This is a genomic window from Microtetraspora glauca, assembly GCF_040656155.1.
Taxonomy (GTDB): domain Bacteria; phylum Actinomycetota; class Actinomycetes; order Streptosporangiales; family Streptosporangiaceae; genus Microtetraspora; species Microtetraspora glauca.
The window spans coordinates 131914-148040 of record NZ_JBFALK010000004.1; the positions used below are offsets into that span (position 1 = coordinate 131914).

Sequence of the window (16127 nt, forward strand, 5' to 3'; positions counted from 1 at the left end):
CATGGCCGAGCGCGAGGAGGGCAGGCCCGGGGGCCACGACGAGAACCGGAACGAGGTCGCCGAGAACGAGGTCGCCGAGAACGAGGTCGACGAGAGGGTGGCCGAGCTGGAGGGCCGGTGGTTACGCGCCGTCGCCGAGCTGGACACCGTACGCCGCCGGATGGCCGGGGACGTGGAGCGGCAGCGCATGGAGGAGCGGACCAGGGTGGCCGCCGAGTGGCTGCCCGTGCTCGACAACCTCGAACTCGCCCTGCGCCATGCCGGAGACGGCGCTCTCGGTCCGGCCGACGCGGTGATCGAGGGCGTACGTGCGGTGCGGGACCAGGCGGTCGCGGTCCTGAGCAGGCTGGGCTTCCCGCGCCAGGACGTCGCCGGGCAGAAGTTCGACCCGGCCCTGCACGAGGCGGTCGGCGCCGTACCCGACCGGGACGCGGCGCCCGGGACGATCGTCGAGGTCGTACGGCCGGGCTACGGCGACGCGGAGCACCTGCTCCGGCCGGCGTCCGTGGTCGTCTCCACGAAGGCGGACTGAGGGCGGACTGAGGGCGGACCGATGGCGGGTGACTTCTACGAGGTACTGGGCGTTCCGCGGACCGCGAGCCAGCAGGAGATCCAGCGCGCCTACCGCAAGCTCGCCCGGTCCTACCACCCCGACGTGAACAAGGATCCGGGTGCCGAGGACCGCTTCAAGGAGATCTCGGAGGCCTACCAGGTGTTGTCCGACCCGGAGACGCGCAAACGGTACGACGCGTTCGGCCCGGACTTCCGCCAGGTGCCCCCGGACGTGGACCCCGAGACGTGGGCCCGCGCCCGCGCCGGAGCCGGGGCCAGGGCGGGTGCCGGGGCACGCGGCGCGCCCGAGTGGGAGTTCGCCGGCGGCGACTTCGCGGGCGGGGACTTCGAGGACATCCTGGGCGGGATCTTCGGCGGTCGCCGGGGCGGCCGCCGGTGGGGGCCGGTACCCGGCGCCGACCAGGAGGCCGAGATCACGGTCACGGTCGAGGACGCCTACCGGGGCGCCCGCCGCTCGCTCACGCTCCCCACCGGCCGGAGAGTCGACGTCTCCATCCCCGCCGGGGTCACCGAGGGGCAGCGCATCAGGCTGGCCGGTCAGGGCGGCCACGGCAGCGAGGGCGCGCCCGCGGGCGATCTCTACCTCATCGTCAGGATCGCGCCGCATCCCCGCTACGAGGTCAGGGGCAGGAACATCCACGTCGCGCTCCCGCTGTCCCCCTGGGAGGCGGCGCTCGGCGCGACGGTCGCGGTCGACACGCCGGGCGGTGAGGCCAAGGTGCGGGTCCCTGCCGGGACGTCCACCGGCCGTCACCTGCGGTTGCGCGGCCGGGGCCTGCCCAACCCGCGCGGCACGCCGGGCGACCTGCTCGCGGAGGCCAAGGTCATGGTGCCGCCGCATCTCACCGACGAGGAGCGGCGGCTGTTCGAGGAGCTGTCCGCGGTCTCCGGCTTCGACCCGAGGAGCCGCCGATGAGCTACGCACTCGTCCGGATGGACCTGCCGCGGATGGACCTGGACACGTTCGCGCGGGCCGCGAACCTGCATCCCGAGCTCGTGCGGCGGCTCGTCGCACTCGGGCTGCTCGACGCCGCGCCCGACGCGACCGGCCGGCTCTGCCTCGCTCCGTCACAGCTCGCCGTGGTCGCCCGGATCCAGCGGCTGCGCGCCGGTTTCGCCGTCAACTACGCCTCGGTCGGCCTGGTGATCGACCTGCTCGATCGCGTGGCCGAACTGGAGGCCGCCCTGCGAGCCCGCTCGCGTACGACCGGAGGTTGATCATGGACCCGAACAGGCTGACCCAGAAGTCGCAAGAGGCCCTGAACGACGCTCAGGCCGTGGCGGTGCGCCTCGGGCAGACCGAGGTCGACGGCGAGCATCTCCTGCTGGCATTGCTCACGCAGCCCGAGGGCCTCGTGCCGCGCCTCCTGTCCCGGGCCGGGGCCGACCCCGGCAAGCTGCGTACGGAACTGGAGGAGAATCTGGGCCGCCGCCCCTCGGTGAGCGGGCCGGGCACGACCCCGGGGCAGGTCTTCGTCACCCAGCGGCTGTCCCGGGTGCTCGACGCCGCCGATCGGGAGGCCGGACGGCTCAAGGACGACTACGTGTCGGTCGAGCACCTGGTGCTCGCGCTGATCGACGAGGGCCCGGAGACTCCGGCGGGCCGCCTGCTGCGCGAGCAGGGCCTCACCCGGGAGCGATTCCTGCAGGCCCTCACCGACATCCGCGGCCACCAGCGGGTCACCTCCGCCACGCCCGAGAGCGCGTACGAGGCCCTGGAGAAGTACGGCCGCGACCTGGTCGCGGACGCGGCGGCGGACAAGCTGGACCCGGTCATCGGCAGGGACAGCGAGATCCGCAGGGTGGTCCAGATCCTGTCCAGGAAGACGAAGAACAACCCGGTCCTCGTCGGTGACCCCGGCGTCGGCAAGACGGCGATCGTCGAGGGGCTGGCGCAGCGGATCGTCCGCGGCGACGTGCCGGAGGGCCTGCGCGACAAGACGATCTTCAGCCTGGACATGGGCGCGCTCATCGCCGGGGCCAAGTTCCGCGGCGAGTTCGAGGAGCGACTCAAGGCCGTGCTCGGCGAGGTGAAGGCGGCCGAAGGGCGGATCCTCCTGTTCGTTGACGAGCTGCACACCGTCGTGGGCGCGGGCGCCACCGAGGGCGCGATGGACGCGGGGAACATGCTCAAGCCGATGCTCGCCCGCGGCGAGCTGCACATGATCGGCGCGACGACCCTGCAGGAGTACCGCAAGCACATCGAGAAGGACGCGGCCCTGGAACGCAGGTTCCAGCCGGTGCTCGTCGACGAGCCGTCCGTCGAGGACGCCATCTCCATCCTCCGCGGGCTGCGCGAACGCCTGGAGGTGTTCCACGGCGTGAAGATCCAGGACGGCGCGCTGGTCGCCGCGGTCGTCCTCAGCCACCGGTACATCTCCGATCGCTTCCTCCCGGACAAGGCCATCGACCTCGTCGACGAGGCGTGCGCGATGCTCCGTACCGAGATCGACTCGATGCCGGCCGAGCTGGACGAGCTGACCCGCAGGGTGATGCGGCTGGAGATCGAGGAGGCGGCGCTCGCCAAGGAGACGGACCCCGCCAGCCGTACCCGGCTGGAGGACCTGCGCAAGGAGCTGGCCGACCTGCGGGCCGAGGCCGACGCGATGCGGGCGCAGTGGGAGTCCGAGCGGCACGCGCTGCGCAAGGTGCAGGGCCTGCGTGAGGAGATCGAGGCGGTACGCCGCGAGGCCGAGGTGGCCGAGCGCAGCTACGACCTCAACCGCGCCGCCGAACTGCGCCACGGCAGGCTGCCCGAACTGGCCCGGCGGCTCGCCGCGGAGGAGGAGCAGCTGGAGGCCAAGCAAGGCAGGAGCCGGCTGCTGCGCGAGGTCGTGACCGAGGAGGAGATCGCGGCGATCGTCGCGCGCTGGACGGGCATCCCGGTCAGCCGCCTCCAGGAGGGCGAGCGGGAGAAGCTGCTCCGCCTGGACGACATCCTGCACGAGCGTGTCATCGGCCAGGACGAGGCCGTGCAGCTGGTCGCCGACGCCGTCATCCGTGCCAGGTCGGGCATCAAGGACCCGCGCCGGCCGATCGGGTCGTTCATCTTCCTCGGGCCGACCGGCGTCGGCAAGACCGAGCTGGCCAAGGCCCTGGCCGCGGCGCTCTTCGACACCGAGGACAACATGGTCCGGGTCGACATGAGCGAGTACCAGGAGCGGCACACCGTGAGCCGGCTCGTCGGCGCCCCTCCCGGTTACATCGGTTATGAGGAGGGCGGCCAGCTCACCGAGGCCGTACGGCGCAAGCCGTACTCGGTGGTGCTCTTCGACGAGATCGAGAAGGCGCACGCGGACGTGTTCAACACGCTGCTCCAGGTGCTCGACGACGGACGGCTGACCGACGCGCAGGGCCGTACGGTCGACTTCAGGAACACCGTCATCATCATGACCTCGAACATCGGGTCGGAGTACCTGCTCGAAGGGGTGACCCCCAGCGGGGAGATCAAGCCCGAGGGCCGGGACCAGGTGATGGCGGCGCTGCGGCGGCACTTCCGCCCCGAGTTCCTCAACCGGGTGGACGACATCGTGCTGTTCAAGCCGCTGACCGAGGCGGAGATCGAGCGGATCGTCGACCTGATGTTCGGCGAGATCAGGTTCAGACTGGCCGACCGCCGGATGACGCTGGAGGTCACCGAGGAGGCCCGCCGCCTGATCGCCCAGGAGGGCTACGACCCGGTGTACGGCGCGCGCCCGCTGCGGCGGTTCATCTCGCGCGAGGTGGAGACGCGGATCGGCCGGGCACTGCTCGCGGGAGACGTCCAGGACGGCGCGACGATCAGGGTCGGTGTGGCGGCTGGTGAGCTCGTGGTCGGATTCGAGAACCCGGAACCGGATTAACATCCCGTTCACATACGGGCAAAAGCTCCGAAACGGTCCGTTGGCATTCTCGGGCGTGGCGATGAAACGCACGCTCGTGAAGGGATCGACGTGAGCTACAAGGCTGAGTACATCTGGATCGACGGCACGGAGCCCACGGCGAAGCTCAGGTCCAAGACGCGTGTCCTCAAGGACGGCGCGGAACTCCCGACCTGGGGCTTCGACGGATCCAGCACCAACCAGGCCGGGGGCCACTCCTCCGACCGCGTGCTCAAGCCGGTGTTCACCTGCCCCGACCCGATTCGCGGCGGTGACAACGTGCTGGTGCTGTGCGAGGTCCTCAACCCGGACATGTCGCCGCACTCCAGCAACACCCGCGCGCTCCTCACCGAGGTGGCCGAGCGGTTCGCCGACCAGGAGTCCTGGTTCGGCATCGAGCAGGAGTACACCTTCTTCCAGGACGGCCGCCCGCTCGGCTTCCCGATCGGCGGCTTCCCGGCCCCGCAGGGCGGCTACTACTGCGGCGTCGGCGCCGACGAGGTCTTCGGACGCGACGTCGTCGAGAAGCACCTCGACCTGTGCCTGGCCGCCGGCCTGGAGATCTCCGGCATCAACGCCGAGGTCATGCCCGGCCAGTGGGAGTTCCAGGTGGGCCCGCTCGGCCCGGTAGAGGCCGGCGACCACATGTGGATCGCCCGCTGGCTGCTGTACCGCGTCGCCGAGGACTTCGGCATCGCCGCCACGCTCGACGCCAAGCCGGTGAAGGGTGACTGGAACGGCGCCGGCGCGCACACCAACTTCTCCACCAAGGCGATGCGCGAGTCGTACGAGCCGATCATCACCGCCTGCGAGGCCCTGGCCGAGAAGGCCATGGAGCACGTGCAGAACTACGGCCACGGCATCGAGGACCGCCTCACCGGCCACCACGAGACCGCTCCGTGGAACAAGTTCAGCTACGGCGTCTCCGACCGCGGCGCCTCGGTCCGCATCCCGTGGCAGGTCGAGATCGAGCGCAAGGGCTACATCGAGGACCGCCGCCCGAACGCGAACGTCGACCCCTACGTGGTGACCCGCCTGATGGTGGACACCTGCTGCAGCGCCCTGGAGAAGGCCGGCCAGGTCTGATCCCCGCTCCACCCTTTTCGTACGGCTCCCACCCCTCACCGGGCGGGAGCCGTACGCGTTTGTGAGGGGGTGCCTGGTCAGCGGGGATGTCTTTATGGTTCACTCGACGGACCTTTTAAGACGTTTGACCCCGTTAGGAGTGCCTCATGGAGGTGTCCTTCTCCCCGCACGCGCCCACCGAGGTGCGTGCCGACCTGCTCGTCCTGCCCGCGTCCGCCGGCGAGGACCTGGGGTTCGAGCTCCGGCTCGCCGGATTCACCGGGCGGCCAGGCGAGGAGCTCCTGCTGCCGCGCCGCGCGGGTGACCCGTTCCAGGCGGGGGCGCTCCTGCTGATCGGCCTTGCGCCCGACGCCGACGAGCAGGCCGTACGGCGGGCGGTGGGGCACGCGGCGCCCAGGATGGCCGGGTTCGACACGGTCGCGGTCGCGCTGCCGCACCCCGGGGCGGTCGTCGAAGGCGTTCGCCTCGGCGGCTACCGCTTCGACGGCTACAAGAGCGCACCCGAGAACCGGTCCGTCGGACACCTGGTCCTGCTCGGTCCGGAGAACCGGGACGCGGTCGCGCGGGCCGAGGTGGTGGCCGAGGCCGTGACGTTCACCCGCGACCTGGTCAACACCCCCGCCGGGGACCTGGTCCCGATGACCCTGGCCCAGAGGGCCGTGGAGATGGCCGAGGAGGCGGGGCTGGACGTCCGCGTCCTCGGCGCCGACGAGCTGCGCGAGGGTGGCTTCGGCGGCATCCTCGGCGTCGGCGCGGCCAGCGCCAACCCGCCCTGCCTGATCGAGGTGAGCTACCCCGGCGACGGGAAGAGCGGGGTCGTCGGCCTGGCCGGCAAGGGCATCACCTTCGACGCGGGCGGCCTCGGGATCAAGAGCCAGAAGGCCATGGCGACGATGAAGAGCGACATGGCGGGCGGCGCCACGATGCTCGCGGTGGTCCGGGCGGCGGCCCGGCTCGGCCTGCCGACCGGCGTCCTCGCGGTCGTCCCCGCGGCCGAGAACATGGTCAGCGGGTCGGCGACGCGCCCCGGCGACGTCCTGCGGCACCGCAACGGCATCACCACCGAGGTCGCCGACACCGACGCCGAGGGGCGGCTGGTCCTGGCCGACGCCCTGGCCTACCTCGCCGAGCGCCGCCCGGACGCGATCATCGACGCCGCCACCCTCACGTACTCGGTCATGCACGCGCTGGGCGAGGACATCACCGGCGTCCTCGGCAACGACCGGGCGCTGATCGGCGCGATCACGGCGGCGGGCGAGCAGCAGGGTGAGCCCCTGTGGGAGATGCCGATGTGGCGTCCCTACCTGGAGCGGATCAGGTCCGACGTGGCCGACTTCAAGAACGACGGGGGCGCGCACGCCGACGTGATCCTGGCCGCGCTGTTCCTGGAGAACTTCACCGGCGGTGTCCCCTGGGCGCACCTGGACTTCGCGACCACGGCCTACCTGGACAAGGCCACCGACCTCGGCCCCGCCGGGGCCACCGGGGCGATGGTCAGGACGCTGATCAGCTATCTCGCGAGTCGTTGAGGCCGCGTTCGAGCATCGCCCTGATCACGTCCGCCGTCATGGTGAAGTGGCGCTCCGCGATGGACCCGGCCCGTTCGGCGTCCCTCGCGGAGATCGCCTCGTACAGCGCGCGGTGCTCGTTCAGGGCCTGACGGTAGGTCTCCGGGTCGTCCTCGCCGTACGGCTCGGTCGGGAAGCCGAGGCTGACCCGCATCAGCAGGTCGCGGCTGAGCGCGTTGATCTGGGGGTTGCCCGCGGCGGTGACCACGGCCGCGTGGAACGCCGCGTCGGCCGCCTGCTCCTCGCGGAGGCTGGACGCCCCGGCGTAGGCGTCGAGCGCGACCCGCATCGCCTCCAGGTCCGGGTCCCCACGGCGCTGCGCCGCGGCCCTGGCCGCCATGCCCTCGACCAGGCCGCGCAGGTCGAAGAGCTGCTCCAGCTCCGGCCAGCGCGGCACGAGCGTGCGCCTGACCGCGGCGGCGGTCGCCTCGGTCCAGCTCGTGCGCACGTAGGCGCCGCCGGTGCGGCCGCGCCTGATCTCGACGATGCCGACGGCCTGCAGGCGTCCGACGGCCTCGCGGATCGTGGCCCGGCTGACGTCGAGAAGGGTCGCCAGCTCCCGCTCGCCGGGCAGGCGCTCGCCGGGAAGGTAGTCGCCGATCGCGATGGCGGTCATGAGGCGGTCGGCCACCTCGGTCGCCACGGACGGCACGCGCACGGGGCCGAGCAGGCTCGCGGGTGCGTTGCCGTCGAGCGCCTGGCCGAGCACGCGGGCCAGGTCGTCCGCCGGTGGAGCGGTGTCGGCCGCCTGCTGTGTCACCTGCGGTGTCACTGACCGCGGGTCGTGCTGGTGGAGGTGCTGCTGGGACCGCTGGTGCGTCGGCGGGGGTTCCTCGGCCGGGATCCGGGCGCTCAGGGAAGGGTCCTTTCTGGGGGCATGGCGTGAACCGCACCTTACCCAACCGGCGGATTTCCAAAAAGGTATTGTGTCCAGGCCATTTATCCATATGCTGTCCAGACAACGGACATCTGTCTCATCTAGCGACATCTCGTCCCATCCCGTCCCCCGTACCCCCGGAGGTTGTGCGTTGGCCATTCCCGAACCGACCGAGCAGGGGCTCGCCCCCTTCGGCGAGTGGCAGACCTGGTACCGGGTGACCGGCGATCTCGCGTCGCCGAAGGCGCCCCTCGTGGTGCTGCACGGGGGGCCGGGCGCGGCCCACGACTACACCCTGCGGATCGCGCGCCTGGCCGAGCAGGACCGGGCCGTCGTCCACTACGACCAGATCGGCGTGGGGCTCTCGACACACCTGCCGGAGAAGGGCGCCGACTTCTGGACCGTCCAGCTCTTCCTCGACGAGCTGGACAACCTGCTGGCCCACCTCGGCATCGCCGGGCGGTACCACGTGCTCGGTCAGTCCTGGGGCGGCATGCTGGCCGCCGAGCACGCCGTACGCGTGCCGTCCGGGCTGCGCGGCCTGGTCATCGCCAACTCGCCGGCCTCGATGGAGCTGTGGCGCGAGGAGTGCGACCGGCTGCGGTCCGAGCTGCCGCAGGACGTGGAGCGCGCGCTTCGCGAGCACGAGGCGGCCGGCACCACGGACAGTCCCGAATACCGGGCGGCGGAGAAGGTCTTCAACGCACGCCACGTCTGCACGATCGTGCCCAACCCGCCGGAGGTGCTCGCCAGCGACGCCAAGACCGTCGCGGACCCGACGGTGTACCACACCATGAACGGGCCCAGCGAGTTCCACGTCATCGGCACCCTGAAGGAGTGGTCGGTCATCGACCGGCTCGACAGGATCGCCGCCCCCACCCTGCTCGTCTCCGGTCGACACGACGAGGCCACCCCTCGCACCGTGCAGCCCTTCGCGGACCGCATCCCCGACGTCCGCTGGGAGCTGTTCGAGCAGTCCAGTCACATGCCGCACATCGAAGAGGAAGAGCTCTACCTCCAGGTCGTTGGCGGCTTCCTCGACTCCACCGACTGATCATGAGGGATCTCCGAATGAAGCGCATCACCGTCATCGCCGGCGCCGCACTGCTGGCCGTCGCCGCCACCGCCTGCTCGGGCGGCGGCGCCACCGCCCCCGCGACGGGTACGGCGTCGCAGCCGGCCCAGGCCGCCGCCGGATTCCAGGAGCAGCACAAGGGCGGCACGCTCCGCCTGCTGGCCAAGGCGGGCGACGGCACGCTCGACCCGCACATCAACTACAGCAACGGCAACTGGCAGATCTTCCAGGCCCTCTACGACGGCCTGGTCTCCTTCAGGAAGGTCGGCGGGAAGGCGTCGTACGACATCGTTCCCGACCTCGCCGAGCAGATGCCGCAGGTCAGCGCGGACGGCACGTCCTACACCTTCAAGCTGCGCCAGGGCGTCACGTTCGCCACGGGCGACCCGGTCACGGTCGACGACGTCGTGGCCTCGTTCCAGCGGATCTTCCGGGTCTCCGGCCCGACGTCGGGCACCTTCTACGCCGGGATCGTCGGTGCGGCCGACTGCGTGAAGAAGCCGGCGGGCTGCACCCTCGACAAGGGTGTCGTGGCCGACGCGGCGGCGAACACGGTCACGATCAACCTGGTCGCGCCCGACTCGGAGTTCCTCCAGAAGCTGGCCCTGCCGCACGCCGTCGTGCTGCCGAAGGGCACCCCCGGCAAGGACCAGGGCACGACCCCGATCCCGGGCACCGGGCCGTACAAGGTGGAGTCCTACAACCCGAACAAGCAGATGAAGCTGGTCCGCAACCCCCACTTCACCGAGTGGTCCCGCGACGCGCAGCCGCAGGGCTACCCGGACGAGATCGAGTACAACTACGGTCTCACTCCCGAGGGTGCGGTCACCGCGGTCCAGAACGGCCAGGCCGACTGGATCTTCGACCCGCTGCCCGCGGACCGGCTCACCGAGATCGGCACCACGTACGCGGAGCAGGCGCACGTGAACCCGCTCGCCGCTTTCTGGTACATCCCGGTCAACGTCAACCTGGCGCCCTTCGACAAGCCCGAGGCCAGGGAGGCGCTCCAGTGGGCGTTCGACAAGAACGCCATGGTGAAGATGTTCGGCGGCGCCAACGTGGCGCAGCCGGCCTGCACGATCCTGCCTCCGGCCTTCCCCGGCCACGCCGACTTCTGCGACTTCCCGCAGCAGGACCTCGCCAAGGCCAAGGACCTGGTCCAGCGGTCGGGCACGGCGGGCCAGGAGGTCGCCATCGTGGTCGCCGACGACGACGTGAGCAAGCAGATCGGCGAGTACAGCAGGAGCGTGCTGGAGCAGATCGGCTACCAGGCCAAGCTGAAGGTCATCTCGACCAACATCCACTTCACCTACATCCAGAACAGCAAGAACAAGGTCCAGCTCAGCGTCTCCCAGTGGTACGCCGACTATCCCGCGGCCTCGAACTTCATCAACGTCCTGCTCTCCTGCGCCTCGTTCCGTGAGGGAAGCGACGCCAGCATCAACATCTCCGGCTTCTGCGACAAGGACAACGACGCCAAGATCGCCCAGGCCATGACGCTGGACCAGACCGACACCGCCGCCGCGGGCAAGCTCTGGGGCGAGCTCGACAGGGAGCTGATGAAGAAGGGCCCGATCATCCCCCTGTTCAACCCCAAGCAGATCGACTTCGTCTCCAAGAACGTCGGCAACTACCAGTTCCACGCGCAGTTCCACGCGCTGCTCGACCAGATGTGGGTCAAGTGACCACCGCGGTCAAGGACTCGGCTCCGCAGGCGGCCCGGCAGGCGGTCCGACCGTCCGCCGGGCCGTGGCGGCGAGCGCTCGGCCGGCTGCGGCGCAACCGCCCGGCGATGATCGCCGGGGTCGGGCTGCTGCTCATCGTGCTGGCCTGCGTGCTCGCGCCCGTCTACGCGAACCTGGTCGCGCACACCGACCCCTTCACCTCGGGCGCCTCGGCCACCACGATCGTGAACGGGCAGCAGGTGCCGGTCCTGGCCCAGAGCACGGAGGGGCTCGGCCTGGGGGTCACCCCCATCGGCCCCACCTGGGACCCGGGCCACTACCTGCTGGGCGCGGACAACCAGGGCCGCGACGTGATGGCCAGGCTCCTGTACGGCGGGCGCAACAGCCTGCTGATCGGCCTGTCCTCGGCGGTGCTGTGCTGCACGCTGGCCACGGTGCTCGGCGTGCTGGCCGGATACTTCGGCGGCTGGATCGACGCGGTGCTCTCCCGCTTCTTCGACGTGATCTGGGCCTTCCCCGTCTACCTGCTGGCGATCTGCCTGTCGGTGGTGCTGCTCACCAGCGGACTGCACCTGGGCCCGATCCACATCGACGCCGGCAGCCTCGCGCTTCCCGTCGTCATCATCGCGCTGATCTACGTCCCCTACGTGGCCAGGCCGCTGCGCGGCCAGGTGATGGCGCTGCGGAACAAGGAGTTCCTGCACGCGGCCGTCGGCCTGGGCGCCTCCGACCTGCGCGTCATGCGCCGTGAGGTGCTGCCGAACGTGCTGCCCACGGTCGTGGTGTTCCTGCCGCTGATGACCGCGCTCAACATGCTGACGGAGTCGGCCCTGTCGTTCCTGTCGGTGGGCGTGCAGTCCCCCGACGCGAGCTGGGGGACGATCATCAACGACGGTCTCGCCCTGCTCTACACCCGGCCCGTGATCACGATCGCGGCCGGCCTGTGCGTCGGGCTGACCGCCGTCGCCCTCAACGTCCTCGGCGACGGCGTGCGCGACGCGCTCGACCCGAACGCCCGGCTGCGGGGAGGCGCCTGATGGTCGGTTACATCCTGCGGCGTTTCGGCGCCGCCGTGCTCGTCCTGTTCGCGATCAGCGTGCTGGTCTTCCTCATCTTCTTCGCCACCCCCGGCGTGGACCCGGCCGCCCGCATCGCGGGCAAGAACGCCGACCCCGCCACGCTGGCGCAGGTCCGCGCGTCGTTCGGCTTCGACCGGCCGCTGCCGGTGCAGTACGCGATGATGATGAAGCACCTGTTCGTCTCCCACGACCTGACCTCGTTCGTGAACCGGGGCACACTCGTGATCCCGCAGATCATCGACGCGGTCCCCGTCACGCTCTCGCTCGTCGTGGGCGCGGCGGTGATCTGGATGGTGCTGGGCGTGGCCATGGGCACCCTCGCCGGCGCCATGCGTGGCACCGTGGTCGACCCGCTGGTCATGCTCCTCGGCGTCTTCGGCGTCTCGCTCCCGGTCTACTGGCTGGGCGAGGTCGTCAACCTGATCACCCAGAAGGAACTGCACGACTCGGTCTTCTCCTGGGTGCCGCCGCTGGGCTACGTGCCGATATCCCAGGGCGTCGGCCAGTGGGCGCTGCATCTGCTCTTCCCCTGGCTCACGCTGGCCCTGCTGTACGCCGGGATCTACGCCAGGTTGCTGCGCGGTGAGCTGATCAACGCGCTGAACGAGGACTACGTCCGTACCGCCCGCGCCAAGGGCCTGTCGGAGCGGCGGATCCTCATCAAACACGCGCTGCGCTGCTCGCTGATCCCGATCGTGTCGTTGTTCGGCCTGGACTTCGGGGCGCTGGTCGGCGGGGCGGCGCTGCTGACCGAGGTGGTCTTCGGCCTTCCGGGGGTCGGCAAGCTCACCTACCAGGCGCTGCAGAACCTCGACCTGCCCGTGATCATGGGCACCGTCCTGTACGCGGCCTTCTTCGTCGTGCTGGCCAACGCCGTGGTGGACGTCCTGTACGCCCGGCTCGACCCGAGGGTGCGCCGTGCCTGAACCGCTGCTTGAGGTCAGTGACCTCCGGATCCGCTTCGGCGGCTTCACCGCCGTCGACGGGCTGTCCTTCTCCGTACGGCCCGGCGAGGTGCTGGGCGTGGTGGGGGAGTCGGGCTCGGGCAAGAGCGTGTCGATGCTCGGCGTGCTGGGCCTGATCCGCACCCCGGGTGCGGAGATCTCGGGAAGCGTGGTCTTCCGTGGTCGTGACCTGCTCACGCTGAAGAACGCCGAGATGCGCGCGATCCGGGGACGCGAGATCGCGATGATCTTCCAGGACCCGATGACCGCGCTCACTCCCGTGTACACGATCGGCTGGCAGATCGCCGAGCAGATCCGCGCCCACGAGAAGGTCTCCAAACGCGCGGCCCGCGACCGGGCGATCACGCTCCTCGGCGAGGTCGGCATCCCGGCCCCCGAGCAGCGTGTCGACGCCTACCCGCACGAGTTCTCGGGCGGCATGCGCCAGCGGGCCGTCATCGCGATGGCCCTGTCGTGCAACCCCGCCCTGCTCATCGCGGACGAGCCGACGACCGCGCTCGACGTCACCACGCAGGCGCAGATCCTCGACCTCATGCGGCGTCTGCGTACGGAGTACGGCTCGGCCGTCGTCATGATCACCCATGACATGGGAGTGGTGTCGGAGATCGCCGACGAGGTCCTGGTCATGTACGGCGGGCGGGCCGTCGAGCGCGGCACCCGTCGTGAGGTCTTCCACGGCCCCCGCCACCCCTACACCTGGGGGCTGCTCGACTCCGTGCCCCGCGTCCGCGGTGCCCGCGCGCGCCGCCTCCCGACCATCCCGGGAACCCCGGGCGCGGCGGAGCGGGGCTGCCCGTTCGCCGACCGCTGCGTCCACAGCTTCGCCGCCTGCGTCGAGGTCCCGCCGCTGACAGGGGAGTCCGGCCATCTCGACGCCTGCTGGCTGCCAGAAGAGGAGAGGATGCGATGAGCACCCTGCTTTCGGCCACGGACGTGGTCAAACACTTCCGCGCGGGCGGCGGCCGTGCCGTACAGGCCGTCAACGGGGTCTCTCTGGAGGTCGTGAGCGGCGAGACGCTCGGCGTGGTCGGCGAGTCCGGATGCGGCAAGTCCACGCTGGGGCGCTGCCTGGTCAGGCTGACCGACCTCACGTCGGGCACGGTGGAGTTCCAGGGACAGGACATCACGAGTCTCTCCCGCCGCAGGCTCCGCCCGCTGCGGCCCGCCATGCAGCTGGTCTTCCAGGACCCCTACGCCTCGCTCAACCCGCGCCGCACCGCGGGCGACGCGGTCGCCGAGCCGCTGCGCATCCACGGGTACGGCGACGCGGCGGCGATCAGGAACCGCGTCGCCGAGCTGTTCGACCTGGTGGGTCTGGCACGGGCGCACCTGGACCGCTACCCGCACGAGTTCTCCGGCGGGCAGCGCCAGCGCATCGGCATCGCCCGCGCCATCGCGCTCAACCCGAAGCTGGTCGTGGCCGACGAGCCGGTCTCCGCGCTGGACGTGTCGGTGCAGGCCCAGGTGCTCAACCTCTTCGCCGACCTGCAGGAGGAGCTGGGCCTCACCTACGTCTTCATCGCCCACGACCTTGGCGTGGTGCGGCACGTGTCCGACCGGATCGCGGTGATGTACCTCGGCGAGGTCGTCGAGGTGGCCGAGGCCGAGGAGCTCTACGCGGCGCCCGCCCACCCCTACACCAACGCCCTGCTGTCGGCCGTCCCGGAGATCGACGACGGGTCGGGCGCCCCGCGCCGTGAGCGCGTCGTCCTGACCGGGGACGTCCCGAGCCCCATCGACCGGCCGAACGGCTGCTCCTTCCACCCGAGGTGCCCGGCGGCCCAGGCGCTGTGCCGTACCGAACGTCCGGCGCTGCGTTCCGTCGCGGGCCGCCAGGTGGCCTGTCACTTCCCGATCTCCCCGGGATCGATCGCCGCGGAGTGAGCGGTCAGGCGGGGGTCAGCGCGCCGGAAGGATGGTTCCCGGCCGGCGCGTCGCCGCCGTCCCCTCCGCCGTGCCCGTCGTCGCCGTCGGGTCCGGCGCCGCTCTCCTCGTCCAGCAGGGTCGTCTCGTCGAACGGCACGTGGCCGGCCAGCACCTCCCCGGCCCGCTCGCGGTCGAACTCGCCGGTCCAGGTCCCGATCAGTACGGTGGCCACCGCGTTGCCCGCGAAGTTCGTCAGGGCACGCGCCTCGGACATGAAGCGGTCGATGCCGACGATCAGGCCGACGCCGTCCACCAGGTCGGGCCGGTGTGACTGGAGGCCGCCGGCCAGGGTGGCCAGGCCGGCGCCGGTGACACCCGCCGCGCCCTTCGACGCGATGATCATGAAGATCAGCAGCGAGATCTGCTCACCCAGCGCCAGCGGCGCCCCTGTGGCGCTGGCCACGAAAAGCGTCGCCATGGTCAGGTAGATGGCGGTCCCGTCGAGGTTGAACGAGTACCCCGTGGGCACGGTGATGCCGACCACCGGGCGGCTCACCCCGAGATGCTCCATCTTCGCGATCAGCCGGGGCAGGGCCGACTCGGAGGAGGAGGTCGACAGGATGAGCAGGAACTCCCGGCCGAGATAACGCAGCAGCGCGAGGATGTTGACCCGTGCGACCATCCAGAGCAGCGGCCCCAGCACGACGAAGACGAACAGCACGCAGGTCGCGTAGAACCCGGTCATGATGACGGCGAGGCTCGTCAGCGCGTCTACGCCGGTCGCCCCCACAACCGCCGCCATCGCGCCGAACGCGCCCACCGGGGCGGCCCACATGATCATGGCGAGGATGCGGAAGACCAGCCGCTGGATGTGACCGATCCCGGCCAGGATCGGCGCGGCCCGCCCGCCCATGGCCTGCAGCGCGAAGCCCGCGAGCAGCGCGACCAGCAGCGTCTGCAGCACCTGGCCCTCGGTGAACGCCGACACGAGCGTCGCCGGGATGATCCCCAGGAGGAACGACGTGGTGTCACTCTCCCCGCCCTTGGCGGCCTCGGTCTCGGCGGCCTTGCGCAGGTCGTCGGTCAGCGCGAGGCCCTCGCCCGGATGCAGCAGGTTGCCGACGACCAGGCCGATGGCGAGGGCCACCGTGGACATGACCAGGAAGTAGCCGACGGCGAGCCCGCCGACCTTGCCGACCCGCGCCGCCTGGGTGACGGAGCCGACCCCGAGCACGATCGTGCAGAAGATGATCGGGCTGATCATCATTTTGATCAGGCCCACGAAAGCCGTGCCGAGCGGTTTCAACTCCTTGCCCAGCTCCGGGGCGAGAAGTCCCACGGCGATGCCGGCCAGTACGGCGACGATGACGGCGAGATACAGGTACCGGGTGCGGTCCCGGCTCACCTGAGGCGCGGATGCGGCCACGCGACCCCCTTGTACGGGAAGAGGTCCAAGAAAGACTTTCGGTGGCGTGACTATGCGCCGGGGGTGT

At 70.8% G+C, this 16127-nt stretch carries 14 protein-coding genes; 12 read left to right on the forward strand and 2 right to left on the reverse strand.

The features are described 5' to 3' along the window. Position 1: 1 nt before the first annotated feature. From AB0I59_RS09630 to AB0I59_RS09655, 6 genes are all read left to right on the forward strand, one after another. A complete protein-coding gene (locus tag AB0I59_RS09630; protein ID WP_358131727.1) occupies positions 2 to 532 on the forward strand; it encodes a nucleotide exchange factor GrpE in 531 nt (176 codons plus the stop codon). A gap of 21 nt (positions 533 to 553) precedes the next feature. Then, complete coding sequence (locus AB0I59_RS09635; RefSeq protein WP_358131729.1) at positions 554 to 1489, forward strand: DnaJ C-terminal domain-containing protein; 936 nt, start codon at positions 554 to 556, stop codon at positions 1487 to 1489. Then, a complete protein-coding gene (locus tag AB0I59_RS09640) occupies positions 1486 to 1791 on the forward strand; it encodes a chaperone modulator CbpM (protein WP_061258182.1) in 306 nt (101 codons plus the stop codon). Before AB0I59_RS09635 ends, AB0I59_RS09640 begins: the two co-directional genes overlap by 4 nt. 2 nt (positions 1792 to 1793) lie before the next feature. Continuing rightward, complete coding sequence (gene clpB, locus AB0I59_RS09645) at positions 1794 to 4415, forward strand: ATP-dependent chaperone ClpB (RefSeq protein WP_358131731.1); 2622 nt, start codon at positions 1794 to 1796, stop codon at positions 4413 to 4415. 90 nt (positions 4416 to 4505) lie between these two features. Next, positions 4506 to 5519: a glutamine synthetase gene (glnII, locus tag AB0I59_RS09650; protein ID WP_358131733.1), complete on the forward strand. Its 1014-nt coding sequence runs from the start codon at positions 4506 to 4508 to the stop codon at positions 5517 to 5519. A 146-nt stretch (positions 5520 to 5665) separates the two neighbouring features. Beyond that, a complete protein-coding gene (locus AB0I59_RS09655) occupies positions 5666 to 7048 on the forward strand; it encodes a leucyl aminopeptidase (RefSeq protein ID WP_358131735.1) in 1383 nt (460 codons plus the stop codon). On the opposite strand, the gene AB0I59_RS09660 is transcribed toward AB0I59_RS09655, so the two are convergent. Next, complete coding sequence (locus AB0I59_RS09660) at positions 7026 to 7847, reverse strand: FadR/GntR family transcriptional regulator (protein ID WP_358131737.1); 822 nt, start codon at positions 7845 to 7847, stop codon at positions 7026 to 7028. The two genes, AB0I59_RS09655 and AB0I59_RS09660, sit on opposite strands and share 23 nt — an antisense overlap. A 268-nt stretch (positions 7848 to 8115) precedes the next feature. Between AB0I59_RS09660 and AB0I59_RS09665 the strand changes: the two genes are divergently transcribed. From AB0I59_RS09665 to AB0I59_RS09690, 6 genes are read left to right on the forward strand one after another with little or no spacing between them, the layout of a single operon-like run. After that, positions 8116 to 9018: a proline iminopeptidase-family hydrolase gene (locus AB0I59_RS09665; protein ID WP_061258186.1), complete on the forward strand. Its 903-nt coding sequence runs from the start codon at positions 8116 to 8118 to the stop codon at positions 9016 to 9018. A 17-nt stretch (positions 9019 to 9035) separates the two neighbouring features. Continuing rightward, the gene (locus AB0I59_RS09670) at positions 9036 to 10724 is read left to right on the forward strand and encodes an ABC transporter substrate-binding protein (protein ID WP_082777205.1); all 1689 of its coding nucleotides are present in this window, start codon (positions 9036 to 9038) and stop codon (positions 10722 to 10724) included. Continuing rightward, entirely contained in the window at positions 10721 to 11761 is a 1041-nt protein-coding gene (locus AB0I59_RS09675) for an ABC transporter permease (protein WP_358131740.1), read from the forward strand. The genes AB0I59_RS09670 and AB0I59_RS09675 overlap by 4 nt, the downstream gene beginning before the upstream one ends. Next, positions 11761 to 12729, forward strand: coding sequence for an ABC transporter permease (locus tag AB0I59_RS09680; protein ID WP_061258189.1), 969 nt, complete (start codon positions 11761 to 11763; stop codon positions 12727 to 12729). Before AB0I59_RS09675 ends, AB0I59_RS09680 begins: the two co-directional genes overlap by 1 nt. Then, on the forward strand, positions 12722 to 13678 hold the full coding sequence (locus tag AB0I59_RS09685; protein ID WP_061258190.1) for an ABC transporter ATP-binding protein: 957 nt from the start codon (positions 12722 to 12724) through the stop codon (positions 13676 to 13678). The genes AB0I59_RS09680 and AB0I59_RS09685 overlap by 8 nt, the downstream gene beginning before the upstream one ends. Next, entirely contained in the window at positions 13675 to 14652 is a 978-nt protein-coding gene (locus tag AB0I59_RS09690) for an ABC transporter ATP-binding protein (protein ID WP_358131743.1), read from the forward strand. The genes AB0I59_RS09685 and AB0I59_RS09690 overlap by 4 nt, the downstream gene beginning before the upstream one ends. Positions 14653 to 14656: 4 nt before the next feature. Here AB0I59_RS09690 and AB0I59_RS09695 read toward each other — a convergent pair whose 3' ends face one another. Continuing rightward, entirely contained in the window at positions 14657 to 16060 is a 1404-nt protein-coding gene (locus AB0I59_RS09695; RefSeq protein WP_358131745.1) for a cation:dicarboxylate symporter family transporter, read from the reverse strand. Between the last annotated feature and the right edge of the window lie 67 nt (positions 16061 to 16127).